The 25807-nt window shown below is 65.5% G+C and carries 26 protein-coding genes; 13 read left to right on the forward strand and 13 right to left on the reverse strand.

Annotation, left to right across the window (positions count from 1 at the left end):
- A partial coding sequence (locus ACOOHB_RS00300) for a CoA transferase (protein WP_420442835.1) occupies window positions 1–1648 on the forward strand: 1648 nt, incomplete at its 5' end.
- Between the two features lie 291 nt (window positions 1649–1939).
- Here ACOOHB_RS00300 and ACOOHB_RS00305 read toward each other — a convergent pair.
- The 4 genes from ACOOHB_RS00305 to ACOOHB_RS00320 all read right to left on the reverse strand — a co-directional run bounded on the left by ACOOHB_RS00305 (window position 1940) and on the right by ACOOHB_RS00320 (window position 7082).
- A complete protein-coding gene (locus ACOOHB_RS00305) occupies window positions 1940–4486 on the reverse strand; it encodes an RCC1 domain-containing protein (RefSeq protein ID WP_420442836.1) in 2547 nt (848 codons plus the stop codon).
- Window positions 4487–4709: 223 nt separating this feature from the next.
- A complete protein-coding gene (locus tag ACOOHB_RS00310; RefSeq protein WP_420442837.1) occupies window positions 4710–5504 on the reverse strand; it encodes a VOC family protein in 795 nt (264 codons plus the stop codon).
- 4 nt (window positions 5505–5508) lie between these two features.
- On the reverse strand, window positions 5509–6489 hold the full coding sequence (locus ACOOHB_RS00315; protein WP_420442838.1) for an alpha/beta hydrolase: 981 nt from the start codon (window positions 6487–6489) through the stop codon (window positions 5509–5511).
- 110 nt (window positions 6490–6599) lie between these two features.
- Entirely contained in the window at window positions 6600–7082 is a 483-nt protein-coding gene (locus ACOOHB_RS00320) for an alpha/beta fold hydrolase (RefSeq protein ID WP_420442839.1), read from the reverse strand.
- A 155-nt stretch (window positions 7083–7237) separates the two neighbouring features.
- On the opposite strand from ACOOHB_RS00320, the gene ACOOHB_RS00325 reads away from it, so the two are divergent.
- On the forward strand, window positions 7238–8992 hold the full coding sequence (locus ACOOHB_RS00325) for a uracil-xanthine permease family protein (RefSeq protein WP_420442840.1): 1755 nt from the start codon (window positions 7238–7240) through the stop codon (window positions 8990–8992).
- A 91-nt stretch (window positions 8993–9083) separates the two neighbouring features.
- Window positions 9084–10802: an N-acyl-D-amino-acid deacylase family protein gene (locus ACOOHB_RS00330; protein WP_420442841.1), complete on the forward strand. Its 1719-nt coding sequence runs from the start codon at window positions 9084–9086 to the stop codon at window positions 10800–10802.
- A gap of 61 nt (window positions 10803–10863) precedes the next feature.
- Here ACOOHB_RS00330 and ACOOHB_RS00335 read toward each other — a convergent pair whose 3' ends face one another.
- The gene (locus ACOOHB_RS00335) at window positions 10864–12021 is read right to left on the reverse strand and encodes a hypothetical protein (protein WP_420442842.1); all 1158 of its coding nucleotides are present in this window, start codon (window positions 12019–12021) and stop codon (window positions 10864–10866) included.
- Window positions 12022–12156: 135 nt separating this feature from the next.
- Here ACOOHB_RS00335 and ACOOHB_RS00340 point away from each other — a divergent pair, with 135 nt between their 5' ends.
- The 6 genes from ACOOHB_RS00340 to ACOOHB_RS00365 all read left to right on the forward strand — a co-directional run bounded on the left by ACOOHB_RS00340 (window position 12157) and on the right by ACOOHB_RS00365 (window position 15660).
- Window positions 12157–12399: a hypothetical protein gene (locus tag ACOOHB_RS00340; RefSeq protein WP_420442843.1), complete on the forward strand. Its 243-nt coding sequence runs from the start codon at window positions 12157–12159 to the stop codon at window positions 12397–12399.
- 165 nt (window positions 12400–12564) lie between these two features.
- Window positions 12565–13179, forward strand: coding sequence for an enoyl-CoA hydratase/isomerase family protein (locus ACOOHB_RS00345; RefSeq protein ID WP_420442844.1), 615 nt, complete (start codon window positions 12565–12567; stop codon window positions 13177–13179).
- 31 nt (window positions 13180–13210) lie between these two features.
- Window positions 13211–14206 carry a CoA transferase gene (locus ACOOHB_RS00350; RefSeq protein WP_420442845.1) on the forward strand — a complete coding sequence of 332 codons (996 nt, stop codon included), beginning with the start codon at window positions 13211–13213 and terminating at the stop codon, window positions 14204–14206.
- Window positions 14199–14921 carry an enoyl-CoA hydratase/isomerase family protein gene (locus tag ACOOHB_RS00355; RefSeq protein WP_420442846.1) on the forward strand — a complete coding sequence of 241 codons (723 nt, stop codon included), beginning with the start codon at window positions 14199–14201 and terminating at the stop codon, window positions 14919–14921. Before ACOOHB_RS00350 ends, ACOOHB_RS00355 begins: the two co-directional genes overlap by 8 nt.
- A 134-nt stretch (window positions 14922–15055) precedes the next feature.
- Window positions 15056–15265, forward strand: a complete 210-nt coding sequence (locus ACOOHB_RS00360; RefSeq protein WP_420442847.1) for a hypothetical protein — start codon at window positions 15056–15058, stop codon at window positions 15263–15265.
- Window positions 15266–15309: 44 nt separating this feature from the next.
- Window positions 15310–15660, forward strand: coding sequence for a type II toxin-antitoxin system death-on-curing family toxin (locus ACOOHB_RS00365; RefSeq protein WP_420442848.1), 351 nt, complete (start codon window positions 15310–15312; stop codon window positions 15658–15660).
- Window positions 15661–15702: 42 nt separating this feature from the next.
- On the opposite strand, the gene ACOOHB_RS00370 is transcribed toward ACOOHB_RS00365, so the two are convergent.
- From ACOOHB_RS00370 to ACOOHB_RS00385, 4 genes are all read right to left on the reverse strand, one after another.
- Window positions 15703–16128 carry a VOC family protein gene (locus ACOOHB_RS00370; RefSeq protein WP_420442849.1) on the reverse strand — a complete coding sequence of 142 codons (426 nt, stop codon included), beginning with the start codon at window positions 16126–16128 and terminating at the stop codon, window positions 15703–15705.
- 11 nt (window positions 16129–16139) lie between these two features.
- Window positions 16140–16688, reverse strand: coding sequence for a DUF4143 domain-containing protein (locus ACOOHB_RS00375; RefSeq protein WP_420442850.1), 549 nt, complete (start codon window positions 16686–16688; stop codon window positions 16140–16142).
- Window positions 16689–17221: 533 nt separating this feature from the next.
- Window positions 17222–17995, reverse strand: coding sequence for a hypothetical protein (locus tag ACOOHB_RS00380; RefSeq protein WP_420442851.1), 774 nt, complete (start codon window positions 17993–17995; stop codon window positions 17222–17224).
- The gene (locus tag ACOOHB_RS00385) at window positions 17992–19182 is read right to left on the reverse strand and encodes an LLM class flavin-dependent oxidoreductase (protein ID WP_420442852.1); all 1191 of its coding nucleotides are present in this window, start codon (window positions 19180–19182) and stop codon (window positions 17992–17994) included. Before ACOOHB_RS00385 ends, ACOOHB_RS00380 begins: the two co-directional genes overlap by 4 nt.
- 337 nt (window positions 19183–19519) lie before the next feature.
- On the opposite strand from ACOOHB_RS00385, the gene ACOOHB_RS00390 reads away from it, so the two are divergent.
- Both ACOOHB_RS00390 and ACOOHB_RS00395 read left to right on the forward strand, forming a co-directional pair.
- Window positions 19520–19759: a type II toxin-antitoxin system HicA family toxin gene (locus ACOOHB_RS00390; protein WP_420442853.1), complete on the forward strand. Its 240-nt coding sequence runs from the start codon at window positions 19520–19522 to the stop codon at window positions 19757–19759.
- Between the two features lie 22 nt (window positions 19760–19781).
- A complete protein-coding gene (locus tag ACOOHB_RS00395) occupies window positions 19782–19985 on the forward strand; it encodes a hypothetical protein (protein ID WP_420442854.1) in 204 nt (67 codons plus the stop codon).
- 64 nt (window positions 19986–20049) lie between these two features.
- Here the strand turns inward: ACOOHB_RS00395 and ACOOHB_RS00400 are convergent, their stop codons facing one another.
- From ACOOHB_RS00400 to ACOOHB_RS00415, 4 genes are all read right to left on the reverse strand, one after another.
- Window positions 20050–20244: a hypothetical protein gene (locus tag ACOOHB_RS00400; protein WP_420442855.1), complete on the reverse strand. Its 195-nt coding sequence runs from the start codon at window positions 20242–20244 to the stop codon at window positions 20050–20052.
- Complete coding sequence (locus tag ACOOHB_RS00405) at window positions 20244–20690, reverse strand: hypothetical protein (RefSeq protein WP_420442856.1); 447 nt, start codon at window positions 20688–20690, stop codon at window positions 20244–20246. Before ACOOHB_RS00405 ends, ACOOHB_RS00400 begins: the two co-directional genes overlap by 1 nt.
- A gap of 646 nt (window positions 20691–21336) precedes the next feature.
- The gene (locus tag ACOOHB_RS00410) at window positions 21337–23112 is read right to left on the reverse strand and encodes an RCC1 domain-containing protein (RefSeq protein ID WP_420442857.1); all 1776 of its coding nucleotides are present in this window, start codon (window positions 23110–23112) and stop codon (window positions 21337–21339) included.
- Between the two features lie 8 nt (window positions 23113–23120).
- Window positions 23121–24131: a hypothetical protein gene (locus tag ACOOHB_RS00415; protein ID WP_420442858.1), complete on the reverse strand. Its 1011-nt coding sequence runs from the start codon at window positions 24129–24131 to the stop codon at window positions 23121–23123.
- A 148-nt stretch (window positions 24132–24279) separates the two neighbouring features.
- Between ACOOHB_RS00415 and ACOOHB_RS00420 the strand changes: the two genes are divergently transcribed.
- On the forward strand, window positions 24280–24933 hold the full coding sequence (locus ACOOHB_RS00420) for an ATP-dependent Clp protease proteolytic subunit (RefSeq protein WP_420442859.1): 654 nt from the start codon (window positions 24280–24282) through the stop codon (window positions 24931–24933).
- A gap of 182 nt (window positions 24934–25115) precedes the next feature.
- Entirely contained in the window at window positions 25116–25472 is a 357-nt protein-coding gene (locus tag ACOOHB_RS00425; protein ID WP_420442860.1) for a hypothetical protein, read from the forward strand.
- The last annotated feature ends 335 nt before the right edge of the window (window positions 25473–25807 follow it).

Raw genomic sequence — 25807 nt, forward strand, 5'->3', positions numbered from 1 at the left:
CGTCTTGTGCGTTGAGGCTGATCAGTGGGAGCGCTTGAAGGACCTCATGGGCCGACCCGAGTGGGCTGACATGGAGATCTTCGACACCGTGGAGAGCCGCTTCGAGAACGAGGACCTGCTGCACATGTGGCTGGGCGCATGGGTCGCCACCCAGTCGGTAATGGAACTGTTCCATCGCGGTCAAGCACAGCGACTCGCATTCGCGCCTGTCAACACCGTTGCTCAGATGGCCGAAGATCCGCACCTGGCCGCCCGCGACTTTCTGGTCACGTACGACCAGCCGGGATTGGGCCGCATCACCGTTCCCGGCGCGCCGTCCCGCCTCGCGAACGAGTGGTGGTCCATCCGACGTCCCGCACCGGCGCTCGGCGAGCATGCGGGCGCAGTATTCGAGACAACCCGGGCGGGCACCGCGTCCGCGGCACCGACGCAACCCGGCGGCGACCGGCCCCTCGACGGTGTGACCGTGGCGGACTTCACATGGGTGTGGGCGGGTCCGTTCTGCACGCTGCACCTCGCCCACTTGGGCGCAACGGTGATCAAGATCGAGTCTGCCGCCCGGCCGGACCTCGGACGCCGTTTGCCGACGTACTCGATTCATCACGATCAGACGCTCGACACCAACGGCTATTTCAACCAGTACGGCCAAGGCAAGCGCAGCATCACGATTGACATGAGCACTGCTGAAGGCAGCGCACTCGCGAAGCGGCTCGCTCTGAGCTGCGATCTTGTGGTGTCGAACTACGCCACCGGCGTCATGGACGGCTGGGGTCTTGGCTACGAGGCGCTGGCGGCGCAGCGGCCAGACGTGATCGTCGGCGCGATCAGCGGCTACGGGCAGCACGGCCCGTACAAGTCCTACATGGGCTACGGCCCGACAACCGGGCCGCTGTCAGGCCTCGCATCGCTGACCGGCTATCCCGGCGGTGGTGCCTCCGAACTCGGCGTGTCGCTGGGCGATCCCGCTGCCGGCATCGCAACTGCATACGCGCTGGTGGCTGCGCTCGTGGCGCGGCGGCGCACTGGCGAGGGCCAATTCATCGACACGTCCATGTGGGAGGCCACGACCGCGTGTATCGCCGAGGGCTGGATGGAAACCGCACTCACCGGTGAGCAGCCCGAGCCGATGGGCAACTGGGATCCGCTGATGTCGCCGCACAACGTGTACCGCTGCAGCGGCGGCGACGACTGGGTAGCCGTCTGCTGCGCCGACGACGGCGAATGGGAAGCACTCGCCGGCGTGATCGGCCTTGATCCTGCCGATGCGCGGTTCGCAACAGCGGCCAACCGCAAGGCCAACGAGGTCGAGCTGGACGGGATCATCGTCGCGTGGACCTCAGCACACGACCAATGGGCGGTCACCGAACAGCTCCAGGCCGTCGGTGTGCCTGCATTCCCGTCGCTCAGCCCCCGCTCGATCGAGGCCAATCCGCACCTGGCGGCGCGTGGCCTCATCGAACGTCTCGACCACCCCGCGGTGGGCCAGATGAGCCACATCGGCATCCCATGGCTGCTCCACGACGGCTCGAACGGCGTCCGTTCGCCCGCACCCACGCTCGGGCAGCACACCGACGAGGTGCTCACAGAGATCCTCGGGCTGAGCGCCGCCGAGATCGCCGCGCTGCAACAGGCTGGCGCCCTGCGCTAGCGTGTCGCAAAACTGATGTCTGTGGACGCTCGTTCCTCAAGGCGCGACGCTATTGAGCAATCTTGCTCAGTAGCGTCATCGGACGTTCGCATGCACTTCGCCGCTGCTCAGTGTGTCGGCTGGCTCTGCAGTGTCCGCTGACCGTGATTACGGGACAAGCCTCGTCGTTGCTGCCGAACAGGAGACTTCGCAATAGGGAAATACAGAGTCCAACTACTCTGAAATTCAGAGTACGAAAGTGTTGAAAATCACGAATTTCACGATGGACACCCGGATAGCTCACGTCTGGAGCTACGCAAGCGGCAGCACGCCGATGGCCGGTTGCTGACCGAGTTCTTTGAGCGATTCCAACCACGCTCCGAATTCGCCGACGATCTCGTCTGGAGGCGGTGCTTCGATCTTGATGTCTGTACCGAAGTCGAAGAATTCCCTCGTGGTCTTCAGCACGGGCAGCTCGTCGAGGTCGCGCTTGCGCTCGTCCGGCAGCGCGTCCCAATTTGGGGTGATGTCCATGCGCAGCTTGCGTATGCGCCTCTCGTGGTCGACCCACAGCTCGGCGTCGACCACGTCGGGTAATAATGTGTAGAGCCGCCCCATGAAGCTGTCGTCCGCGAAGTCGTCGGGCCCGAACTCGACCAGTGCTCTGTAGTCCAGCGTTGTGCGGACCCGTGTCGTGGGTACCCCGTGGACGGCTTCGGTGCCGATGATGCTCGCATTGATCACGTAGTCCGCGAGACCCGACACGTCGCCGTGGAGCACGCATGCTTCGCTGTCAAGGGCCGTGCCCGGATTCCACGGTTCACAGTTGAATCCGAGCAGCTCCATGGCCTCGCGGCCGATGGTCATCCATCCCCTCGGGATCTCGACCTCGGACTCGGCCCGAATCGCGTCGGGAATGATCATCTGGATGTACGCCTGACCGTCAACGAGGCGCGTTATGAACCCGGTCCGATCCGTGAAGTCGTCTGTCGGCTTGCCGTCGAACCGTGTGGTCGATGTATTGAAGTGCTCGTCAATTTCGTAGAATTCGACGTAGCCGTCGTCGGGCCCGAGTTCAGCTACCTCGATTGCGCGCATCGACTCCGTCTGTTCGCCCTCTAGCACGGCGATCACGAACGCCACGGCCTCCTGCGAGTTCGCGCCCACACCCGGTGCAGCGTCGGCGGTGGACGTCAACACGGATGGCGACAGTGTCTCCACGAAGGTCGGGGTCGGCACTGCACGGGTCAACCAGCATGCGACGGTGGCATCGGGTCGCAATCCGCACGCGTGGCCGTCACCGAGTGAGATCGATTCGAACGTCCCGCCCGGCTGGGCGAAGTCGCCGTCGGACACCACTCCCCAGCAGGCAATGTGGCCGTCGGTACGCACGGCGCACGAGTGGTCAGAGGTGGCGGCGACGTAGCGGTAAGTGCCGTCGGGCGGCTCGGTCTTGCCGTCGCTGTCGTCGCCCCAGCACACGACTTCGCCGTTGACATCCACGGCGCACGCGTGCTGCCAGCCAGCGGCAATCTGAACGAACCGTCCCTCTGGGGGTGATTCAGTGCCATAGTCGTCTTGGCCCCAGCAGGCGACGGTTGCGTCACCGCGTAGACCACAAGCGACGGAGTTCGCGACCGCGAGTGCCACGAACGTGTCGTCGGGCGGCTCCAGTGCGCCATAGGCCGAGTCGCGCCAGCAACTCGCCGTGCCCTCGGGATGCAGCCCGCACCCGCCGAGGAAGTGCGTGGACACCGTCGTGAACGTCAGCGGCGGTGGTTCGTTCCCCACGTTGAGCTTCACTCCCACGCAGGTAGCGGTGCCATCTGCCCGGATCGCACACGACGTACTGAAGTGGACCGCAACTGCTGAGTACTGCCCGTAAGGAAAGTCGGGCTGCAGATTCGTCAGTTGGCCCCAGCACAGGATGTGGCCGTCCGATCGAGTGCCGCAGCTGAAGTCGTACGCCGACGAAACGGAGGTGAATTCGCCGCCTGGGGCGTTCGCCGAATCGTCGGCCCTCAAACCCCAGCACCCGATGGACCCGTCAGTGCGAACCCCGCACGATTGCGCGTCTCCTGCCGATACCGACACGAAGCTTCCCCGCAGCGGGCGATCTGCGTCCGACAGACTCCTGCCCCAACACGCGACGCTGTCGTCAGTATCGATCCCGCAGGCGTGAGACGCTCCCGTCGACACAGCCTTGAAGGTCCCGGCGGGTACTTGAGTGCGTCCTGACTCTGCGGCGCCCCAGCATGTCAGGGTGCTGTCAGCGCGGATTGCGCACGAATGAAAGTCGCTGGTCGACACGGCGAGGAAGGAGCCGTTCGGAGCTGTAGCCCGCCCCGAATTGTCATCGCCCCAGCACGCGATGGTGTCATCCGTCCGCAGCGCGCATGCGTGGGAGAAGCCCGCCGACACTTCGGTGAACGGCCCGTCTGGCGGTTCGGCTTCGCCGGATGCGTTCGAACCCCAACAGGCGAGGGTGCTGTCAGTGCGAACGCCGCAAGACAAGAGATTGCCCGCCGAGACCCATGCAAATGTGCCGTTTGGCGGGTCGGATTGTCCCTGGTCATTGCTGCCCCAGCAGTTGACCGTGGAATCGGTGCGAACCCCGCATGCATGGTCAGCGCCGACTGACACAGAGGCGAACGCGCCCGGCGGGGGCTCAGCCTGTCTGGCGCTGTTGAGGCCCCAACAGGTCACGATGCCACTGGTTGCCACGGCACAGGTGTGGTAGCGGCCATTGGACACCTCAGCGAACCGAGGTGCTGTGATGGCTTCGTCACCGCTCGGCGAGTCGTCAGCGGGGGCAGTCGGCGCTGGCACGTCTGTCTCGCCGTCTGCAGGTGCCGCCATTGTTGCCGGCGACGCCGACCCCTCACTCGGATCATTGCCCGAAATGCAGCCGCCGATGATCAGTGCGGCAACCCAAGCAACAACGACAGCACCAACGGCGTGCGAAACCCTGCCCCGACACTGGGTCAGCCCACGCATGAGGTCCTCAGTTCATTCTGAATTGGTGCGCCGCTCGGGCGCATTGGCTTGGTGCCCGGATCGATGTTCTGCTGGGCTCAGGTGACTATGCGGGCCAGTCGGTCAGGGTGACGAGGTCGTAGACCGCGCCGGCGGGATCGGCCACGGTGGCCATGCGGCCCGGACCCCAGTCGTTCGGGGGCATGAGCACCGTGCCGCCGTTTGCCGTGGCGGCTTCGCAGGCAGCATCGACATCGGCAGCACTGAAGCTCACCTTCCAGTGCGGCGGTACGCCCGGCGGCGGTTCGCCCGAGATGCTGGCGATCGGTTCGCCACCGAGCGTGAACACTCGGCCTGAGGGCCCGAGTTCGTCCCACGGTGACGCCTCCCAGCCGAACAGCTCGCAATAGAAGGCAGCCGCTGCATTGACGTCGGTGGTGAAAGTCTCTGCCCAGGTGAACGCCCCTGGCGTGTTGACGATGTCAGTTCCGATGGCGCCGAGCGTCTTCCACGCACAGAACACCGCACCAGTCGGATCGGCGCCGATCACCATGCGCCCGGCGGGATCGGCCGACCCCTCGGGCACATCGAACGGCGGTCGCATCACGGCTCCACCTAGGTCGGCGATGCGCTGCGCCGTGACGTCCGCGTCGTCGACGGTGATGTACACGTTCCAGCACGACGGGACCTCTTGATCGATCATCTCGGTCGGCAGTGCCATCACGCCGGCAGCGGGATGTCCGTCCACCGTTGCCATGACGTAGCTGATCTCGCCAGTGGGATCTCGTTCGTACTCCCAGCCGAGCACCGCCCGGTAGAAGCCGAACGCTCCCGCGACGTCGCTCGTGATCAGGTCAACCCACGAGGGCGTCCCGGCCGGATGGCTGTATCGCAACGGCATGTCCCTACTCCTTCGCAGCAGTTGGTGCAAGAGCCCGGCGCATGGCGATGGCCGTGAGTTCTTGGGCTTCGGTGGCTTGTTCCAGGAAGCGGGTCATGCCGAAGAAGCCGTGGAATTGGCCCGGGTACTCGATCAGCGTGGTGGGCACCTGTGCCTCGGCGAGCTTCTGTGCGTACTCGACCCCTTCGTCGCGCAGCGGGTCGTGGCCGGCCACGATGACGAACGCGGGCGCTGCTCCGGACGGGTCGTCGACCGCGAGCGGGGCCGCATAGGGGTTCTTGCGTTCCGACTGCGGGCAGTAGAGGTCATCGAACCACGCCATCGTTTCGCGGGTGAGCAGGTAGCCCTCGGCGTTGGCGATCATCGAATGGGTGTCGCGGTCAAAATCGGTGACGGGGTAGATGAGCACCTGCAGTACCGGCTGGCCGCAGGCGGCGCCGTTCGCTGCGGCGTCGCGGCACATCAGTGCCACCGCTGCCGCGAGGTTGCCCCCGGCGCTGTCGCCGCCGATGGCGACGCGCTGCGGGTCGACGCCCAGCTCGTCGGCGTTGTCGATCACCCATTGCGTGGCGGCGCAGCAGTCGTTCGGACCCGCCGGGAATGGATCCTCGGGAGCGAGGCGGTAGTCCACCGACACCGTTACGACCCCGGCCAGCATCGTGAGGGAGCGGCACGTCAGGTCATGGGTCTCGATGCTGCCGACCACCCAGCCGCCACCGTGGAAGTACACGAGGCAGCCGAGCGCGCCGTTCTCGTCAGCTGTCGCTGCTCCGTCGCCGGGTCGGTAGATGCGCACCGCAATGTCGTTGCCGTCGGGCCCGGGGATCGTCCGGTCCTGCGTGGACGCGACGTCGACCAGCTCACCGCCGGGCGGCAGCTCCTCGAAGCCCTTGCGGGCACGTTCGGGACCGACGTCGGGAAAGGTCGGTCGATCCAAGGCGTTGAGCTGGGCGATGACACGGGATGCTGCGAGTTCGAGAGTCACGGCCGGGAGCATATTTCGCCGTGTCGATGCGGGCGCAGTGTGCCCGGCAACCGAGTCGACCGCCCGTGCGGCCACGACCGCTGGGTCTGGTGCAAGCGTCGTTGCCGCGGTCAAGCGGCGATCAGCGGTTCAAGGTGGACTCGGATGTCCTGCGCAATTGCTTCGCCATTCTCCATCGGGCCGAAGTGTCCCAATTCCGTGAATGTCTTGAGTCGGCCGTTGCCGAGGACCTCGGCGATGGGCTGTGCGAGCGGGTGGTCGATGTCGGGCCGGGAAGCGCCAGGGGGAGCCAGCAGGGGTTCGTAGAGCCACAGCCCCTGGTACGTGCCGGGCTGCGCCAATTCGGCGAGCACCAGGCTCGACGCGTCCAACGAGTGACCGGCAGCCAACAGCCGACCGCCGCCGAGTGCGTCCGTCGCGGCCAGTACCTCGTCGACGAAGTGGCTGCGCTCGACAGACATGTCGTCGTGCTGGGGCCGCGCTGAACCGTGGCCGCGAAAATCGAGGCCCCAGCAGTGAAAGCCATCCTGCAGATGTGGTACCACGGTGGCCCACATGCCGGCATTGAGGCTGTTGCCGTGGGTCAGCAGCATCACGTAGTACCCGACTGCGGTTCTGCCGGAGCTTGAGTCAGCGATCCGACGCTAGCTGCAGCCACAATTCCCAGCGTCGAAGTCCGGGTCGCGCCCGGCTTTGCTGACGATTCGCCCCATCTGCACCAAGAGCCCACGACTAGGGTCCGACGCAGATGTCAGCTGACGAAGCAGACGGTGCTGTCCGGTACGAGCCTGATGATCGGTGCCCGGAACGGGTGAGCATCAGTGTTGCCCTGCAGGGTGTCCTGTTGGTAGTGGCACCGACCGTGGTGTTGGCATCGTTTGCGGCCCAGGCGAGCGACCAGGACGACAGCTATGTCTCCTGGGCTGTCTTTGCGGCGCTGCTGGTCAGCGGGGTCCTTACTGCGTTGCAGGCCAGCCGTGTCGGAAGATTCGGCGCCGGGCTCGTGTTCATCGTGAGTGCGTCGCCGTCGTACGTGGCGATCTCGATCCTGGCGCTCTCAGAAGGCGGGCCGACCATGCTGTCGAGCCTGACCGCGGCCGCTGCGATCTCCTATGTCCTGTTGTCGTTCTGGCTTCCCAAGCTGCGCAAGATCATCACGCCGCTGGTTTCAGGCACAGTGCTCATGCTCATCGCCGTCACGCTGTTGCCGGTGTGCTTCAACGGGATTCGCAACGTGCCCGAAGGAACGCCGGCGGCTGGGGGTCCGATCGTCGGTCTGGTGACGCTGATCGCCGCCACGGCGCTCGCCCTGCGTTCCCGAGGGGCGTGGAGGATTTGGGCGCCGCTCATTACGATCGGAGCGGGTTGCGGGGTCGCGCTGCTGTTCGGCATGTACGACGCTGGCGTGATCGTCGAAGCGCCATGGATCGGCCTTCCCGGTGCGGGATTCCCCGACTTCGAGCCGAACTTCGGTGCGAGCTTCTGGTCATTGCTGCCCGTGTTTGCGCTGTTCGCTCTGGTGGACGGCATCAAGAACATAGGTGACAACGTTCTCGTGCAGCAGCAGTCATGGCGTACACGGCGCGTGACGGACTTCCGTCGTGTGCAGGGCTCGATCAACGTCACCGGGGCCGGCCTCGTGCTGGCCGGCGCGGTCGGGTCGCCGCCACTGTGCAGCTACGGGACCTACAGCGCGGCGCTCACAAGTTTCACGCAGGTCGCGGCGCGACGCGTCGGCGTGTACATCGGGGCCGGCCTCGTGGCAGTGGCGCTGCTTCCCAAGTTGAGCGCGGTGCTGCTCGCTATCCCCGGACCGGTTGCCGGGTCCTACCTGTTGAGCATCGTGGGGCTGCTCTTCGTGGGCGGTATTCGAACGGCGCTTCAAGGGGGACTCGGCGCCCGCGATGCTGTCATCTTGGGCGTGGCATTCGCCCTCGGCGCAGGCGTCGAACAAGACACGCTCATCGCAGACCTGCTCGGCGACGTGTGGGGTCCGCTGGCCAACAACGGCGTCATGGTCGGAGCGTTCTCCGCGGTGGTGATGGTCATGTTGTCCAACTTGACCGGTGGCCGTGACCGCAGACGTCTCGACGCCACGTTGAGTACTGCCTGCCTGCCGGAGCTCAACGAGTTCCTCTCGGGTCTCGCCGCTCGGCTCCGCTGGAACGACGTGTCGACCCGGCGGCTGCGTTCCGCGGGCGAGGAGACGCTGATGAGTCTTGTGGACTTGGACGAGACCGCTCCGAACGGCGCAGTGCCTCGCTTGATCGTCATAGCGCGTCCGGCCGACGCCGTGGTGGAACTGGAGTTCATGGCCGTCTTAGATGACGAGAACCTCGAAGATCGACTGGCTTACCTGGGCGAGGAAGCCGAAGCTGCCCCCGGCTCGGTGGACGCAAGCGCCATGACGCTGCGCTTGCTTCGGCACTACACCTCTTCGGTGCAGCATCAGAAGTATCACGGCCTCGATGTCGTTACTGTCCAGGTGAGCGGATCGCGCTAGTTCTGTTCAAGCCGCCAGGCGGAACCGCATGAGTGCCGGTGGTCACAGGACGAGCGGTCGGCATGCAAGAGCGCGACGAAGGGAGACGGCGATGGGGGATCTGCTGATTCGAGGCGGCACGGTGGTGGACGGCACCGGCGCCGAACCGCGCCGAGCTGACGTATTGATCACCGACGGGATCGTGGCCAAAATCGCCGAGAGCCCGGGGCAGCTGGCCGGCCGCCGTGTCGACCGCACGATCGACGCCGAAGGCCACGCCGTCACGCCCGGGTTCATCGATGTGCACACCCACATGGATGCGCAGATCGCCTGGGATCCGATGGGCGAGAGCTCGTGCTTCCACGGCGTGACCACTGCGGTGATGGGCAACTGCGGCTTCACGTTGGCACCTGCCCGGCCTGATGCCCGCCACCTGGTGGTGCGCAACCTCGAACGAGCCGAGGACATCTCCGCCGAGGCCATGGCGGCGGGCATCGACTGGTCGTGGGAGACGTTCCCCGAGTACCTGGACTTCGTCGAGGCCACGCCCAAGGGCATCAACTACGCCGGCTACCTGGGCCACTCGGCGCTGCGAACCTGGGCGATGGGCGAGGCGGCCTTCGAGCGCGGCGCCAACGACGACGAACTGGCGCTGATGCTGGCGCAGTTGCGTGACTCGCTGCGCGCCGGCGCCGTCGGCTTCACGACCTCGATCTCGTACAACCACGAGACCGCCGATGACCGGCCGGTTGCCTCGCGGATGGCGGACTGGTCCGAGATCGATGCGCTGGTCAGCGAGATGGGCGTCATGGGAGCCGGCATCTTCGAGTTGGCCAACCACGGAGACTTGCGCTCACGCGATGCCGAGCGGAGCGATGCCTACGTCGCCAAGATTGTCGAGCTGGGCGCACGCACCCGTGTCCCGATCACCTACGGGATGCTGGCCCCCTCCAGCGCAGACCACCACTGGAAGCCGGTGATCAAGCTGCTCGACTGCATCAACGCTGCGGGCGGCATCTCGTGGGGTCAGGCTCACACCCGCCACCTCGGCACCTTGCTGTCGTTCCGCACGGCGCTGCCCTTCGACGCCTTGCCGTTGTGGCACGACATGCGCGCCGGCTCGCTGGCCGAACAGAAGGCTGCGCTGTCCGACCCTGCCACCCGTGCCCGCCTGGTCGAAGAGGCCACGAGCGGCGACTACGGCCGGGCCCTCGGGCCCGAGGCGCGCAAGCCGGTCTGGGCGCACATCTACCCGCTGACGCAACCGCTGCCGCCGTTCCGCTCGATCGAAGAGATCGCAGCCGAGCGGGGCGTCACGCCGATGGACGCCTTCGTCGATCTCGCCTTGGACGCCAACTTGGAGCTGTTCTTTGTGCAGGCCATCGCCAACCAGGATCAGGACCTGGTGTTGCGCCTGCTGAAGCACCCCCGTGCCATACCCACCTTCTCCGACAGCGGGGCGCATGTCACCCAGATCATGGACTCGTCGCTGCAGACGCACCTGCTGGGTCACTGGGTTCGCGACCGTCAGGAGTTCACGCTGGCCGACGCTGTACGCCGCATCACGCAGTTGCCCGCAACGGCATGGGGCTTCGGCGACCGCGGCGTGCTGGCTGTCGGCAAGGCCGCCGACGTGAACGTGTTCGATCCCGAGACAGTCACACCGGACCTGCCCGAACTGGTGCATGATCTGCCCGCCGGCGAACCCCGTCTGCGGCAGACCGCCACCGGTTTCGCCGCCACGATCGTCAACGGCGAGGTCATTACCGAGCACGGCAAGGTGACGGGTGCTGTGCCGGGTCGCCTGCTGCGGGGCCCTCTCGCTCGCTGAGCAGGCCGAAGGTGGGCCACCTCGCGCCGGCACAGGGCGCCGCGCCCCGATGGGCGCAGTCTCAGCTCACGCCAGGGTTTGGGCGATTTCCGGTGTAGGCGCTGCCGTAGTTGGGCTCGAAGCGCCAGGCGATCTCACTGACGGCAGCGTCAAGGTCCCGGCGGGCCGCTGACCAGGCCGCCACCAGACGATCCTCGGCGTCGTAGTCGAACGGATCGCCGAGGCGTTGTTCGATCGCGCCGCCCCGCTCCGGCGGGTTCTCGGCCAGCCAGCGTGCGGCTGCGCGCCATGCCTGCGTCGGTTCGAGCACGTCGGCATAGCCGAGATCCCGCACGGTCGGACCGATGTCGAGCACTCGGTGCGTCGTGGACCAGCTGCCGACCATCGGGCGGGAGGGAGCCGCAAGGTCGTACGGCATTGACACCAGCTCCCACCGGTGGCCCAGCTCGTCGGCGATGATCTCGGCGATTTGAGCAATCGACAAGGCGGCCGAGTCGGCCACGTTGTAGATGCCGCCGACGGCTGCCGCAGGTCGATCGCACGCCAGCAGCGTGGCGTGTGCCGCGTTGGCGATCCATCCCTGGCTCTTGACCGTCAAGCCGCCGTCGGGCACCACCACATAGGGCCGACGGTCCAGAGCCCGGCGCACAAGCGGCCATTCGCGGGGCAGCGGCTGACGAGGCCCGTAGAGCTGCGGATATCGCAGGTGGATGGCTTCGGGGTGATGCTCGAACACAGCCTCTTCAGTGACGCGGATCATCCGCAGCTTGCGGAACTCCTCACCGTCGCCCACCAGCGGTGCGTCGTGGGCAAGCGGTACGGGCATGCCGAGCGGGAACAGATCGTCCGGGCTGCCGAAGCCCCGGTACACACCCACGCTGCCAATAGAGACAAAGTGTCCGCAACGGCCTGCCAACAGAGCTGCAAGCACTCGCAGCCGCCCGTACATGACGACAGCCAGATCGAACTCCTCGCCGCCGAGCGCCTCGCCGGTGGCCTCGCCGTCAAAGGGATCGGCGTGGATGTGGCGAACGTCGGGGCCGATCAACGGGGTCTCGTGGCGTCCCGTGTGCACGATGGTCACCTCGAAGCCGCGTTCGGCCAACCCGTCGACGACGAGCGGTCCGGTCGGGCCGGTGCCGCCGATCACAAGTGCTGTCTTGCCGCCTGCTGTCACCGTCACATTGTCGCCGCTGACTGGGTCAATGTCCTGGGACATCGTCCTGGGTGGCTGTCCGATACGTCCGGTGAAGCACGCCGCTTGTCACGATGTCGGGTCGTGATGTCTTGGCGAGACGCGTCGTGTAGCTTCGCATTCGGTACCACGTTCCGAAACGAGAACCAGGGGGATGCTGTGGCGACCAAGGCTGGAGAGCGTCTGGAATTCGACGGTGGCGTTCAGGTCATCGTGACCAAGGGCGGCGAGGCGGAAATATCCGCGTCGTCTGGTGGCGATGGTCTCAAGGTTGGCAAGCGCTATCAAGACCCCGATTCCGGCATTGAGGTGCTCGTCACCAAGCCGGGCGCGGTGACCTTGCAGTGCGACGGCAAGGACATGGCGCTGCAAGAGCCGAAGAAGACCAAATCGGCCGATTGAGGCCGATCATCGGACCCCGGGCCGACTGAGGCCGGCGACCCGGCAAGGCAACCTGCGCCGGCCACCCAAGGGGGTGGTGGCACGCTGAACCGCATCGAACACACCCTGGACGGCGGCGAACTCGATCGCACCGCAGCGCGTGCGCTCGCCGACCTCTGCGCGTCGGTGCGCGAGGCACGTGAACCGACCGTGTTGGTGCTGCGCAATGAGCCCGACACTGATTTCTGCTCGGGAATCAGCTTCGATCCGCTCGAACTCCAGACCGATCCCGCCTCGGCACTGGCCGCGGTGAGGAGTCCGGTGATCTGCGCCATCAGCGGCGCTTGCTACGGCCCCGGACTCGAGATCGCGCTGGCCAGCGATATCCGTCTGTGCGATCAGACCGCTCGTTTTACGATGCGTGACGCCGTGGATGGTCGGCTCCCGTCCTGGGGAGGCACGCAGCGCCTGCCTCGTGCGGTCGGGGGATCCCGAGCCAGTGCGATGTTGCTGCTGGGAAGCGAGATTGACGCACCGACGGCGCTGGGGTGGGGCCTGACTCATGCGGTGGACGAAGATCTGGACGGAGCTGTCGAGCGCTGGCTCGACGAGCTCGCGGGCGCAGGGCCGCTGGCGCTTGAGTTCGCGAAGGAAGCCATCCATCGGGGCTCGGAATTGCCCCTTGCCGACGGCCTGCGGCTCGAAGGCGACCTGAATCACCAGCTGACCGCCACCGACGACCGCGCCGAAGGCCTCGCCGCATTCTTCGACAAGCGCCCACCCGACTTCTCCGGGCGTTAGACGTGCGAAGCATCAGACTCAGTGCAGGGCGATGAGCGACTGGCTGCCACCGGGTCTGTTCGCCTACGGATCTGAGTTGGCTGCGGGGATCGACAGCCGGCTGGGCCGCACGTTGGCGGGGGGCGGAGAGGCCTGGATCGACATGCCCCGCCTACTCGGTACCGCTGACGTGTCGAACGATCCCGTGCCGTGGAGTGATGGCTGGCTCTGCGTCGACCTCGGACCCGACGACGTCGAGACGTGGGAACGCTTCGTCGAGCTACACCGACACGACCCCGACCCCGAGACCGTCGCCGTTGCCGCGCAGGAATGGCGCCTGCCGGCCACGCCGTATCGACGGTTGCCCACTGCGATTGTCCACAAGGATGCGGCCCCGCCTGGTGTCACTCCGGCAGACACCATCAGCATCGACGGAGCGATCGTGGTGGATCTGACCTCGATGTGGGCGGGCCCACTGTGCACGGAACTGCTGGGCCGTGCGGGTGCCGAGGTCCACAAGGTCACCTCCACAGCCCGGCCCGATGGCTTGGCAGGCTCGCCGATGCACGCCGAACTGAACGCCCATAAGAAAGTGGTCGATCTGGACCTGCGGCTCGCAGCAGACCGCCGCTCCCTCGACCAGATGCTGACGTCTGCCGACCTGCTGGTCACCTCACTGTCGCCGCGGGCACTCGCCAACCTCGACCTGCTGCCCTCGCAGCTCTGTGCCCGGCACCGGAGCCTGTGCTCCATGTCGATCACGGCGTTCGAATCGGGCTCCGCCGAGTGCGGCTGGATCGCGTACGGCACTGGTGTGCACGCCGCGTCAGGTCTGGGCTGGCTGGGCGATGAGCCGCAGGCGCCCGCGTATTCCTATCCCGATCCCCTCGCCGGGCTTCGGGCAACGACCGTTGCGCTGGATCAGCTGGCGGGGGCTGCGCCGCAGCATCAGGGGGTATCGCTTGCAGGTGCCGTCGCGCCGCTCGCCGCCCGGGCTGGTTGTACCCTGACCGCAGGCGCCCGGACCGACGGGAACCGCTATGGCTGAACGGGTCCGGCTGGTCTTCGGTCATGACGGCGTCGCGACGATCACGCTGTGCCACCCGCCGCTGAACATCTACGACCTCGAGATGCGCGACGGGCTGATCGAGGCGATCACCGCAGTCCGGGACGTGCCCGACGTGCGCTGTGTGGTGCTCGCCGCCGAAGGCAAGCACTTCAGCGTTGGCGCCGACCTGTCCGAGTTCGGCACGGCGGCGTCTATCTTTGACGCCCGGCGGATCCGCTGGGATCGCGACCCGTGGCTGCCGCTTGTGAATCTGCCGGCGCCGACGCTGTGCGCGTTGCACGGCTACGCCCTCGGCTCGGGACTGGAGATGTCGCTGCTCTGCGATCTGCGCATCGCCAGCACCGATGCGATCCTGGGACTGCCCGAGGTGAAGCTCGGCATGTTGCCCGCTGCAGGCGGCACTCAGAGCCTGGCCGCTGCAATAGGACCGGCTGCAGCACTGCCACTGGTGCTCAGCGGACGCAGCATTGACGCCGTCGAGGCTCAGCGTCTGGGCATCGTCTGCGAGGTCGTCCCGCCCGATGACCTCGAAGGCAGGACTGTCGAGCTGGCGAGCGAGCTTGCGCGCATCAACCCGCTCACAGCACGGGCGCTCCGTCGCTGTCTTCGCGCAGCGAACGATCTACCGATCGAGCACGGCCTCGCCACCGAGCGCCGCTGGGCCAGCCTCGTTGCCGCTGGCGCAGACGCCTGAGGGACAGCAACTCTGCTAGTGCTCTTGACTGGCGCTCATCGTCACGCCGACTGAGCGCGCAAGGCAGCTTGCGTGGATGCCTGCTTCCAGGCGCGTTCGAGGGCTCGTGCGTGGTATCGCGATATCATGATCTCATGACAAGACAGACGACGGTCCGGCTGCCGGACGATCTGGCGCAGGAAGCTGAGGTCGTCGCCCGCGTACAGGGTTCGAGCATGAATCAGCTCATCGTCGACTCGTTGCGCGCCGAGATCGGCCGGGTACGCGCAGACGACGGTTTCACTTCCACGGCGAAACGTCTGCTTGAGAGAGATCGCGAGCTGCTTGAGCGGCTCGCACGGTGACCCGGTATCTGAGCATCGCTGAGTATCTCTGGCTCGCCGAGTAGGTGACTGGAGTTCGGGCTGAAGAGCTATCCAGATCTGCCCGCATCGAATTGGCTGACTCGGCGCTGCACGCCTCGCAAAGGAGCTTTGGCGGGACGGATTTCTACCTGGACTTGATGGACAAAGCAGCGGTGGTCTGCTGGCGCTTGGCACGCAACCATCCGCTGCCAGATGGCAACAAGCGGGCAGCTTGGGCAGCACTTGTCATGTTCATCGACCTCAATGACGGACGTTGGGATCCTGATCCACCCGATGTCGACGATGCAGAACAGACGATGCTCGCCGTGGCAGCTGGGGACATCGACGAAGAATCCCTCGCAGCATGGCTCCGTGAGCGAGTCACATTCTCCTAGCAGGCCGCGCGGGGGTGACGGAGTGCGAGATGGGCGCTGCGTCTAGCGGGAGACGACGCAAAACTCGGAGCCTTCGGGATCGGCCATGACGGTGGCGCGGAAGCCGAGGTGACCATGAGGTTCGGTCTCGGTGCTGGCCGGCACCAGCACGGTCGCGCCGAGCGCCGTCAGGCGGGCCAACTCGCTGTCCATATCAGCGGTGAACAGATCCAGATGCGCCCGCAGTTTCGCCGTCTTGGCTTCGGGCACTCGCTGGATGGTCAGGTGGTTCAGCATCCGGCCGCCACCTGCATCCGACAGCGTGATGTAAGGGCGGCCGTTTCCGACCCGCTGAGCAAAACCGACCGCTGCCTGCCAGAAGTCGGCGATTCGCTCCGGATCGGAGCAGTCGATTGTCACGCCCACGGCCCGCAGTTGCGGGCCGGTCTCAGTGGCGCTGTCGGATGTCCCAGTGGCCGATTCGCTCATGTCTGCGGACGCTACTGGACGCGTTCGGTGCCCTCCGCGGCACCGCTGTCGAGGGGAATATCCGCCGAAGCGGTCCACAGGGAGCCGATGGGGCGCATGTGGAGACGGTCTCCGATCGAGAGAGTGTGTGGACCGGTGTGCAGGAGGATGCCAGCCTGAAATGTCCCCGGCGCCGCGGCGTCGAGCTTGTCCCGCAGCCAGCGGAGGTGGGCGACGGTACCCGCGGCCGGAGAGGTTGTTGCTTTGATCTCCACCGCGACCACATTGCCGTTCGGCGACTCGAGGACGAGGTCGATCTCGCGGCCTCGGTGGTTGCGGTCTTGGTGGTTGCGCCAGTGGTAGAGAGTGCATCTGCGACCTGAAGCTGCAAGCTGGCGCGCGATCTCGTTGACCGCGAACGTCTCCAGCAGCGGGCCGGTAGCTGGGGCGGTGGGCAGGGCGAGAGCATCCGGATCGATGTCGAGGAAGCTCACGGCCAGGCCGGAGTCGGTGAGGTGGATCTTGGGACGGCGCGTGGTTCTCGGCGAGAGGTTTCGTGACCAGGCTGGGAGTTCGTGCACCTAGAACACGGTCTGAAACCATTCCAAGTACGAAGTAACCACTGCACGGCTTCCTCCGAGTTCGGTCGCCGTGTCGGACAGGTTGATCTGGCTGCTCGTGAGAGCCGCGGCCCACCGCAGCAACCGCGGCAGCGATGCCGCCTTGCGGATGTCAGCGAGCGCGACGATGTCACGCTGGACAACCGTTTCGACATAGTTCTCGAACCAGTGCCACCGTTGGGTCGGATCAAGGTCGATGACCTCGGGGTAGCCCCCCGGCAGGCGAGAGAAAGACAGTCGGCCCTTCCAATGTCAAACGCCGAAACGGGGCTGGGGTTGCCATCGAACCAGTGGTCGATGTCTGTCGCCTGAGCACCAGCCAGCTCGGCTGACGAAGTCGCAGGTAGCTATTTTGCAAATTCGCAGGTTGTTACCTTGCAGATCCGCAGGCGGACAGTCAGTAAGTGCTCCAGGCAGCTTCTATTGGCTGCGGTCTTGCGGGATAGCTTGCCGGTGCTTGGCTTGCCTGCCGATTCATTGGATGTCTGCGGGCGCTACTGGACGCGTTCGGTGCCGTCCGCGGCCGGCTTGGCGGGGTCGCAGACGAATCGGATTACGGGAATCTCGATGTCCTCAAGCGACACCGAACAGCTCACGACCCAGTACGGATCGAGCAGCCGCTGACCCCAGGCCTCGGCATCGAATGCATCGATACGAGCGGCCAGTCGCTCGACGCGGGACGGCATGTGATGTGTCTCGATCTGGACGAGCCGCAGCCCCAGTGGGGTGTGCGCCAAGTTCATCGAACCGACGTGCTGTAGGTCGCCAACCGACAGCGGATCAGGGTCGAGGGCGCTCACCGCGAGCATCGGCCCAGCGCCATTTCGATGGGCCGTGTCGTCACCTACTGCGCCGCCTGAGGCGACAGTCAGGTCGACGCCGTCGTAGTGCCGTCGCAACGCCACTTCGGCGCGCTTCGCGGGGAATCCGAGTTGAGACCGCAAGCCTGAGACCGCGTCGTCCGTGGAAGCGGCCGCACCGACGCAGAACGTTCGGGCACGGGCACCGCTGCGGCACACGACCCGAACGGACACGGCGCTGAACGCCCCCCATGGTGAGTCGCCCACATCCCACGCAAGAAGCGACATCGCGGGTGGCACGATGGGGTGCAGTCCCGGCGGCAGGACTTCTTCGCGGGCGCCGCGCCGCAGCTCGGCGACCAGCGAGAGACCGGTGACACCGCTCAGCGTGATGGGTTCGCTGCCGAACGACTCGATTTCTGCTGCACCTGCGGCCAGCTCGTCGACCGACGCCGTTCCTGAGATCATCGGCTCGCCCCGGTGGGGGTCGTTGACGAGGTAGCCGTCTGCGATTGGCCGACGTCGGGAACGGTGGTTGGTGTCGCCACCGGCTGTGCCCGTTCGGCCGGGGTTTGGAACTGCGGGATGACCTCGGTCGCGAACAGTCGCAGGCTGTCCAGTACCTGTTCTTGGGGGATCATCTCCATGGCGTTGAGCAGGAAGTTGATGCCGGTCACCCCCACGTCCTCCCACTTGCGGATGGTCCGCACGAGGTGGTCGGGATCGCCGATGCCGACGCCTTCGGGCAGGCCTTTCGCTGCGCTTGGGTCATCGGCCGGGGCGGCGCGGTTGCGCAGCGCAGCCCCAGCGTTGCCCAGCGTCTGGTAGGCCCGCGTCGGGTACGCCTCCCTGGTGAAGTACAGGTGCGCGTTCGACAGGCTGAACGCCCCCACCATCGGCAGGCCCAGCGCAGCAGCTTGCCGGTAGTCCTCGTGGCAGTACAGGAAGTTGAGCGTGTGGACCTGGTCGTTCACGAAGCTGCCGACCGGATCGCAATCAGCCACTCGCCGGTAGTACTCATTGGTTCGTCGCTCCTGTTCTGCGAACGGTGCGGCGCTCACGCCGAGACAGCCCAGGCCCCGCGCCGCTGCGTCCAGCTCGGTGCCGGGCGTCGTGACCGTCACCCACATCGGCGGATGAGGCTCCTGGAACGGCTTGGGAATGACGTTGCGCGCCGGCATCTCGAAGCGGGCGCCTTCCCAGCCGAAGTCGTCGCTGGTCCACATCTGCGGGATCACCCGTACGAATTCGTCCCAGGTCTTCTTGGTGTCGTCGGGGTCGGCGCAGAATCCGCCCAGCTCGGTCCAGGTGCTCGACCGTGCCGTCCCCAATTCCAGGCGGCCGTTCGAGATGATGTCGAGCGCCGCGGCTCGCTCTGCGACGCGGATCGGGTTGTTCATCTCGGGCACGCACACCACCGCGCCGTGTCCCACCCGGATGCGCTGGGTCTGCGCGGCGACCGCGGTCAGGAATACCTCGGGCGCGGGGCAGTGGGAATACTCCTCCAAGAAGTGGTGCTCCACTGCCCAGACGTGATCGAAGCCCAGCTCGTCGGCCAGCCGGCACTGCTCCAGAGCGTTGTGGTACGTCAACCACTCATTGGCTCGGCTGAACGGGCGCGGCACCGACAACTCGTAGAAGATCCCGAACTTCATCGCGCAGTTCTAGCCCAGCGCAGCGCACTGGCGACGGGGCGTCGCCGTTTCAGGCTTGCTTCGGACGAACGAAGCTGATGCTCGGCGCACACAGGAAGATCTCTCTTGACGTGATCAGGAGGCTTACGGTCCCAACAACCATTCGTGTCTGATGGTTAAGGCACCAATAGCCGTCAACTGAAGAGTGGAATGTGCCATGAAGACCCGGCTCGGCGCCGCAAGCACATGCGCGAAGCAAGGCCGACGCCGACAGGCCGCGGGGTTCATGCGTCGACCTCGCACATGGGTGCTAAAATAGAAAACACTGAAAATACTCTAAAGCCGTATTCTCTTGAACATGGCGCTTCCGGTCTCAAGGTTTCCCGCCCTGAAACCTGACCATGTGCTGCGACTGCTCCGACAGGTCGGCTATCAGAGAGTCCGCCAGAGAGGCTCGCATATTGTCTTGCGGGCAGAAGGAAGACAAACGATCACCGTCTCGATGCACAAGGGCCGGACGGTGAAGCCCAAGCACCTGCGGGCGATGCTGGTCGAGAGGGTGGGGCTGACCGAGGACGAGATCGAGGCGTTACTCTGAATTTCCCAATGGAGGGCATGACATGGCGCAGGTCGTGATCACCAGAGACGATGACGGCAGCGGAGATTGGCTAGCCGAAGGGGACATCGGTGAATCCGCGTATTTCGCCAACGCCTCCACGCTCGCTGAACTTGAGGCATTGATTCAGCAAGCCGGAGAATTGCTCGGCGCTGACCCAGAGGTTGTCGTCTTGCCGGAAACCACCGTCGACACCGTCACAGCCTGACCACCACGATCCTCCCCAACTCACCCGTAACCGGTCCCAGCCCGACCGGGCTCGCCAAGGGCGATTACGTCAGCTTCGTGCGGGACTGGTCAAGCACCACTGCGGAGAGCGCGAACATCACCACCGCCATCCCGACGAACTGCCACAGCGACACCTGATCGCGCAAGAACGCCCAGGCCATCAGCGTGCTGGTGATGAGGATCGCCAGCGTCATCGTGGAGTCCAGCCACGACGGGATCCGCACGAGCGACCAGTTCATCAGCCTGAGACGAGCGACACCGCCATCGGCGCGACGACCGCCACAAGGATCGACACGCCGAACGAGACGACGATGCCCACCAGCCACCGAAACTGGCTCTTCGCCTCGGCCCGATCAGACGCACGCTCGGCCACCCGCTCGGCCCGGTCAGCCGCACGCTCGGCCACCCGCTCGGCACGGTCTGCGTCACGCAAAGCCGTCGCCTCGCCACGGTCTGGGTCACGCGAAGCCGTCGCCTCGGCACGGTCTGCTTCGCGCAGGTCGGCCAAGCGCACGACGGCTGTCTCGACCCGCTGCACGTCGGTCTCGAGCCGCCGTATGTCGTTCTTCGTGGCCAACTCGTCCAGCGGCACGGTACTCAAGCGGGACACGACGTACTCCGCGAGCCGCTCGTCGGTCTCCTCACAGAGCCAATCGTAGAGACGGGATCGATCCCCTTCAAGCATGGACGCCTCCGATCCGGCGGGCACCGAACCACCGGCCGCGCACTGTAGCCAGCGACCCAGCCGCAGCGAAATGAATTTCATTGCCTTCCATGCGGCTACACAAGCTGCTCGCCAACAGTCCCTCACGCTCTCAGGGGTCGCATCGTCTCGCTGTTGACGTACGGGTGGGGAAGTGCACTTGTGCCTGGCTCGGTTCTTCGCCGTGCAGCGCAGCGTAAAGGCTCAGGTCAGGCAAGCCAGTTCATGAATGCCAAAAGAAGGGAGATCAAGACGATGACGAAGACGATGGCTACGAGCGCGTCGCCAACCCGGTGAAGTGCCCTGCTCACGCGCCACCAGAACCTCATGGTCAGCACGGTAGGCGGCTTGGCCGAACGGGTCACCAAGGTCCGGAGACGTTGCCGGCAGGTCCGTTAGCAACCAGATCGGCGTAGCGGATGGGACTGTCCGAAGCTCCCTTGTCAAGTGGGTCGGTCAGGCGGCGTCTAGTTGGGCTTGTTGTCGGTGTTGCTCGTCTCGCCGCATGCGGTGGATGACGCAGTTGGCGAGGGAACGTCTGACAGTCCCGAATCAAGGACCCCTGTCAGACTGACCAACCCTCCACAAATTGGGGGGAAGCCCAAATGGCGACGAATATGGGACACGGTTAGTGGACCATTGGCGGTGGAGCCGGCTCGGTCCAGTTGGTGGGACTCGGCTTGTCGCTGGGTGGCGAAGCCTGTCCGCTCCGGTCCGAGCCCCAACACTGGACCGTGCCATCAAGACGCATGCCGCACGAATGACTATGGCCGACAGCAACGGCCGCGAAGACGTCATCTGGCGGTGACGCTTGCCCGTAGTCGTCACTACCCCAGCACCGGATTACTCCGTCATCTCGCAGAGCGCAGGCATGGCTGGCCCCGAGCGCGATTGCGGCAAACGCGCCGTCAGGCGGCAATGCCAGGCCGTGGTCGGTATTGCCCCAGCACTCGATGGTGCCGCCAGTGCGCAGCCCACACGAATTTTCATCTCCAAGCGAGACAGATGCGAACACGCCGTCCGGCGGCGATGCTTGCCCGTGTTCGTCGTCTCCCCAACACTGGAGTGCGCCGTCAGTACCCAACCCGCAGAAGTGAGCCCATAGGCCCACGGCGACTGCCGCGAACACGCCGCCCGGCGGCGCCCTCGTCTCTACGCTGTCGCTACCCCAGCACTTAATAGCACCGCTGACGCGCAGTCCACACGCAGAGGACCCGCCAAGCGAGACAGATGCGAACTCGCCATCGGGCGCTTGCCCGTGTTCGTCGTCTCCCCAACACTGGAGCGTGCCGTCAGTACGCAGCCCACACGACTGACTAAATCCAGTCGCGACCGCGGCAAACTGGCCGCCCGGCGGCGACGCCTGCCCGTCCCAGTCAAGGCCCCAGCACACAACGGCACCATCGGCGCGCAGCCCGCACGAGTGAGACGACCCGGCATCAATCGAAGTGAACTTGTCGCGACTGGCCGGCGACGCCGAGCCGCCGCGATTGTCGCCCCAGCACTCAAGCTCACCACTAGGACGCAGCCCGCACGAAAGCCCGGACCCGGCCGAAACAGCGACGAACTCGCCGTCGGGCGGCGACGCCTCTCCAGCGGTGTTGCCTCCCCAACACTGGAGTGTGCCGTCAGTGCGCAACCCGCAGGCGTGACCACTACCTGCGTCGACGACAGCGAACTCGCCGCTGGGCGGAGACGTCAACCCGAGATCGTCGGTACCCCAGCACTCAACAGCGCCGCCAGTGCGCAGCCCACAGGAATAGCGATAGCCAAGCGAGACAGATGCGAACTCGTCGTCCGGCGGCGACGCCTGTGAATCCCAGTCGCGGCCCCAGCACTCGACTTGACCGCCGACGCGCAACCCACACGAGTGACTCCACCCAGCTGCGACCGCAGCAAACACACCGCCCGGCGGCGACGCCCGCCCGTCGCTGTTGTCGCCCCAACAACGCGCTGTGCCGTCGACACGCAACCCGCATCCGCCGTACAGCCCGGCGTCGAGTGAACCGAACTGGTCGCTGGGCGGCGTGCCCGAGATGCCCCAGCATTCGACATCTCCGTCGACGTGCAGCCCGCAGGTGTGAGCTCTACCCGCGTCGACGGCAACGAATTCGCCGTCCGGCGGCGACGCCTGCCCAGCGTAGTTGTACCCCCAGCAGCGAATCGAGCCATCAAGACGCAGCCCGCACCAATGGCCTGCCCCCGCTGCAACCGAAACGAAGCCGCCACCTGACGAGGACTCATCGGCGAGCCGCGGTGCGTCGTCGGCACCTGCGGCTACGACATCGGGGCTGCTACCGGAAGAGGACTCATCGGCGAGCCGCGGAGCCGATGCCTCCTCCGAGCAGGCTGCCAGCAAGCTCAGCGACAGCACCGCTACCGCAAATCGACGCCTCAATCGCATAGCAGCACTCACTCCGCAGGTCCGGACTGTCCCGCTTCCGAGTAGCCGGTCGAAGATACGCCTGCCCAACGGAATTCTCCGGTGTGCGGGTCCCAGGTGAGGTCGCGGTCGGTTTGCTGGACTCGCCGCAGGAGCATCTGCTCGTCCGGGTTGGCAAACTGGCGGTCTGCTTGAATCCGATCTCGCTGACTTGCAGGCAGCAGAAGCAGCTCCTCGTCCGGGATAGCCATTCGGCCCGACAGGCGTTCGATGGCTCGCTGTGCCATCTTGTCGAGGTCGCCACGGAGAGCTTCCGGTGCATGCACCTGATCCATCGAGCCACGACTTGACTTGACTAGGAGGTCCACCCAGGCGGCAAGATCGTCTCCATCGACGTGTGACATCCAGATGCGGAGATCGGACATGAGAGCACTCGGAGTGTGCTCGGCAATGCGCCTCAACGGCAACAACAGCCGCTGACTCAGTCGCTCGCAGGGGCGACCTTGGTCAGATCGCCGGGTCCAGAGGCGGCAGCAGACCGCCTGCCACACCTCACACATGGTCCAAGGTTCCGTGAAGGGCGGCTTCAAGTCGGGGTCGAGCAGCGTGTATCTCCACCATTCGTGTCCCTTCGCCTCTCTAGCGCCATTGATGTGGGTGATGAACTTCTCCGCCGTAGCGCACTCGTCGTGTTGCTGCAGGAACTCGAACAAGCTCCGGTGCTCGCGGAAGTGCAGTTCAATGTGCTCTGCGTCTTCGGGTGATAACGCGGAGTAGAGCCGACTCAGATTGTGGCCGTACTGCTTCCGCACTTCATCAACGGTGAGTTCCGGATCGGCGGTCATCAACAGCATCTTGAGCGCCTGCTCCACGCCGCTGTACAGGGCAGTGACAAACGGCCATGCCTGCGCGACGAGGTAACCATCCCAGTGGTCAGGTTCCACCGGGTTCCTAGCCACGAGGTCGCGGGTGCTCATGCAGGCCTTGTCCATCTTGAGCAGCAGGTCGCCTTGGGGCAGCCGGTCGTTCTCGTTCGGCACCGCGAGCACCGTAGTTCGAAGGCCCACGAGACCAAGAACCGCAGCGCATGCCTGTCACCCGCACCGCTCGCACTCAACCGTGCAATCCTTGGGCAGCGTTTGTCGGTGCCTCCCCCCGTTGACCGGTCACCTCGATTAGGAGGTAGCCATGTCAATGATGCGGGAAGAGCAGCCCTTCGCGGACGATCCCATCTTCTTGGGCGAACCACATCGACTACGTCGTGGCCAATTCGCGGGTGAGCGCTCGCACGAGTTGCATTCCCGGCTGCTCGAGGAGAACATCATCTTCTTGGGTGAGCCCATCGACGATGTCGTGGCCAACCGGGTGTGCGCGCAGATGATGCATCTCGAGTCGGAGAATCCAGACAAGGACATCCACGTCTACATCCACTCACCGGGCGGTGACGTCAGCTCGCTGTTCGCCATCTACGACACCAGTCAGTACGTCTGCAACGACATCGCCACGGTTTGCCTCGCAGAGGCATCGGGAGCGGCTGCCGTGCTGCTGGCCGCGGGTACGCCGGGCAAGCGGATGGCGCTGCCCAATGCGCGAGTGGTGCTGTGCCGACCCTTCGGGAGTGCGATGGGTCAGGCGGCCGACATCGAACTGCGGGCCCGGGAGATCGACCTGCTCAGCCAACGGATCGCGCGAATCACTGCACACCACACCGGCCAAGATCCTGAGCGCATCCGCGCTGACACGGAGCGGGACTTCATCATGGATGCCGAGGCCGCAAAGGAGTACGGGGTCATCGATCAAGTGATCATCGATCAGGTGATCACGGGCCGTCAAACGCCCTGAGCCGTCCTACCCTGCGCTGCCCGCCGGCCCAGCGAGACGCGCCTTCCACTCGACGAGTGAATGTCAATTCCACCGGGGCAGGTCAGAGGGATTGCAAGATCTGGGACTGTCCGCGGGTAGGGCAGTATTCGGCGCGTTAACCCGGCGGGAACGCTGCGACGTGTTCTGTATCGTCCCGGGCCATGGGCACCATCGACGAAGCCCGCGATGCACTCGTGGATGCAGTGATTGAGTACCTGCGCTCAAACTGCCGCGCGGCTGCCTTTGGAGTAGAGCGAGACGGCGAACAAGCGAGCGAGAACCTGCGAGCAAGAGCGGCAGGACTCCGCAGTGCACGCGCTAGGGACCAAATTGTGGAGGAGTCGATGGCTTCATGGGCCCTTGACTCCCAGCGCGCGGAGGAGGCTCGGGCAGTGCGGGAGCAGGAACTAGAGCGGCGAGTGGCCAAGGCTCAGGCCGCGGTCGACGAATTCGCCAAGAAATCGGCCGTCAGTGTTCGACGTTGGAAGCGCCTCGAGAAGCGCATTGACTTAGCCTGAATCCACCGATTGGCTGTTGGTGAGCGCGGGGTTTCTGGGCTGGTGGCGGGTTGGGGTGGTGCGGTGTTGTTGGGGGTGTGGTTTGGTGTGTTTGGGCGTGTTCGGCTAGGGGTGCGGGTGTGGTTCGGGGTTGTCGACGCTGGGTTTGTGTGGGGGCGTCAGTTCCGGGCTGTGCTGTTTAGCCGGAGGGTCCGGGCAGAGCTCTGAGAGCGTTGAGCGTGGCTGTGAATTGTGGTGCCCAGGGCCAGCGGGCGGGGTATCGCAGGGTGGGTGTGCCGGATCGGTTGACGAGCACGGCGGCGAGTGCGACGAGTCGGGTGCGGCGGGTGCGGTTG

Origin of the sequence: Candidatus Poriferisodalis sp. (genome assembly GCF_965215815.1) — a bacterium.
Taxonomy (GTDB): domain Bacteria; phylum Actinomycetota; class Acidimicrobiia; order Acidimicrobiales; family Poriferisodalaceae; genus Poriferisodalis.